This is a genomic window from Azospirillum sp. B4, assembly GCF_000333275.1.
Taxonomy (GTDB): domain Bacteria; phylum Pseudomonadota; class Alphaproteobacteria; order Azospirillales; family Azospirillaceae; genus Nitrospirillum.
In genome coordinates, this window is the sequence record NZ_BACU01000742.1 from 1 (window position 1) to 2,409 (window position 2,409).

Annotated in this window: 3 protein-coding genes; all 3 read right to left on the reverse strand. The window is 67.6% G+C overall.

Going from position 1 to position 2,409, the window contains the following annotated elements; all coding sequences use genetic code 11:
* A partial coding sequence (locus tag I55_RS32505) for a Y-family DNA polymerase (protein ID WP_044564877.1) occupies nt 1–735 on the reverse strand: 735 nt, incomplete at its 3' end.
* Nucleotides 736–756: 21 nt separating this feature from the next.
* Nucleotides 757–1,290 (reverse strand): LexA family transcriptional regulator, encoded by a 534-nt coding sequence (locus tag I55_RS32510; RefSeq protein WP_252181405.1) that lies wholly within the window; start codon nt 1,288–1,290, stop codon nt 757–759.
* Between the two features lie 882 nt (nt 1,291–2,172).
* A partial coding sequence (locus I55_RS37555) for a hypothetical protein (RefSeq protein ID WP_044564878.1) occupies nt 2,173–2,409 on the reverse strand: 237 nt, incomplete at its 5' end.

Sequence of the window (2,409 nt, forward strand, 5' to 3'; positions counted from 1 at the left end):
GCCGCCCCTTCCTGGCCGGCGCCACCTCCTCCAGGCCAGGCAGCTGGTGCCGTTGAGCTCATCGACGATGCGCTGGCCCACCACGCCCAGGGCCTGGCGGGCCCGGCGCCGGTCCATGGCCCGCAGCTCAGCCACGGTGGTGATACCCAGGGCCTCCAGGCGGCGGGCCGTAGCGGCGCCTACGCCCCACAGGTCGCCAACGGGTACGGCCGGCAGATGGGTGGCCAGCTGCTCCTCGGTCACCAACTGGAGGACGCCGCCGGGCAGCTTCTTGGCCAGGTCGTTGGCCAGCTTGGCCAGCGTCTTGGTCGATCCGATGCCCACCCGGCCGGGTATGCCGGTCCAACGCAGGACCAGGTCCCGCATCTCTCGTCCCGCCTCCTGCCGGGCCCGGTCGCCCAGGCCATCCAGCACGAGGAAGCTTTCGTCGATGCTGTAGCGCTCCATGCGCCCGCTCACCTGGCTCAGCGTCTCGGCGACCCGGTCGGACATGTCGCCGTACAGCGCGTAATTCGAACTGAAGACCCTGACGCGCTCCCGGCGGGCCAAGTCCTTGAGCTGGAAAAATGGCTGGCCCATGGGGATGCCCAGCGCCTTGGCCTCCTGGGACCTGGCGACCACGCAGCCATCCCCGTTCGACAGCACGATCACGGGGCGTCCCTGCAGTGACGGGTCGAAGACCTTGTGGCAGGAGGCGTAGAAGTTCTGGGAATCATGCAGGGCGAAGATGGCCATGTCGCGCTACCCAGCTGGACTTCAGAACCGCATGGCCAGGCCGGTGACTGGGCCCCAGACGATGCACGGGACGGCCTCATCGCTCCCATCGCCCTCCTGGATCAGCAGAGGCGGATGTCCGGCTGCGTCTCCCGGATCCGGCTCGGAGCGCAGCTCGACCTTGCCCCCTCTGGCCCACAGCCGCTTGACGACCAGGCTGCCGTCCACCGCCGCGACGACGATGTCGCCGTGCTTGGGCGCCACGGAGCGGTCACAGATCAGGATGGCCCCATCCAGGATGCCCGCTCCCCGCATGCTGGACCCCGAGGCTCGCAGCATATAGGTGGCCGCAGGATGCGGCACCAGCAGTTGCATCAGGTCCAGCCGCCCTTCAACGTGGTCGGCCGCCGGCGACGGGAAGCCGCACGCCGCCCGGGCCACCACCATGGGCAGCTCCAGCGGCCAGGCCTCAACCGCCAATCCCATGAGGGTACAGGTGGTCGCCACCGGCAGGGACGGCTGGCCGGCGGGAAGGCAAAGGGGGGCATCCGGCCGCCCGCGGTCAGCCAGTGTCATCGAAATCTCCATCGGAAGCCGGCCGCTTGCGGCCTCCTCCGACTCCTCCCTCATATGTCAGAACATTTCAAGAACATTTTTGCTCCGCCAGAGCGGAACTGGGGCCGGATAGCAGTCATAGATGCGAGTCAATGGCGGCAGNTGGCGCGAGCGATCCGCATCCAAGGCTGAAGGATGCGGATCGCTCGCAGCCAAGAGCATCACCCGTCGACGGCTGCAAGCCGGATGCACCTCCGCTTGACTGTCCCGGTGTCGTTTTCAGCCACAAGGGCGAGGGGAAGGGCTAGGTCAGCGCCCGACCGGCAGACATGGCTGCTAGTCGATTACGGTCTTAATTGCGAGCGATCCGCAAATTACGCTCTTAAATGCGAGTACATCCAGGGGGGGACCTGCTGCCAGGTCCCGGTCGCTTCCCCTCGCGTCATGTATGAGCGCCTCCGCCAAGTCACCCAGGGGCCTGACTTTCCCCGGCCTATTGGACCTGGCCATGGCTGTGGATTTCACGAGACCGAGGCGGCTGGCCTCTACCGAAGCGCCATCCGGAAACGTCGGTGTCCCTTTCTATGCCCCGCCCCCAGCGGCGATGCAGCAGGAACTCTATCTTCCCTCCGTTGGGTCGTTCGCCGCCGGCGGCGGGAAAGGCGGCGATCTCTGTCGCCAACTGCTCCGCTGTAAAGCTCACACCAGGGCTGCGGACCCGCCTCAAGGCGAGAGCGGCTTCAAGGAGATCGTCCAACGCCTTCGTGTCCATGACACCTACCTCCGGCGGAATGCCGCTGGCGCCGGTTCCCGGAGGGTCCCAGACGGCGGATGGGGTTTACCATGGACCCCTGTCTGGGCGGAATCAACGAAACCCCTGCATGGGAAAGGCCGACGCCGCGGTCACCGCGCCCGGGCGGCGGCCGCGTCCCGCTCGCGCCGGCCCACCTCGGCGACACCGAGGGGCCACAGCACGTCCAGCGACAGCACCAAGCCCAGCCACAAGGCCACCCAGGCGGCGAGCCATCCAACCGACGTGAAGGACAGCACCACCAGGCTGCCGATCGTCAGCATGCCGCCGGCCAGGGTGACCACGGCCCCGGCGAGGAAGCCGAAACGGGCGTGTACGGCCGCACCACA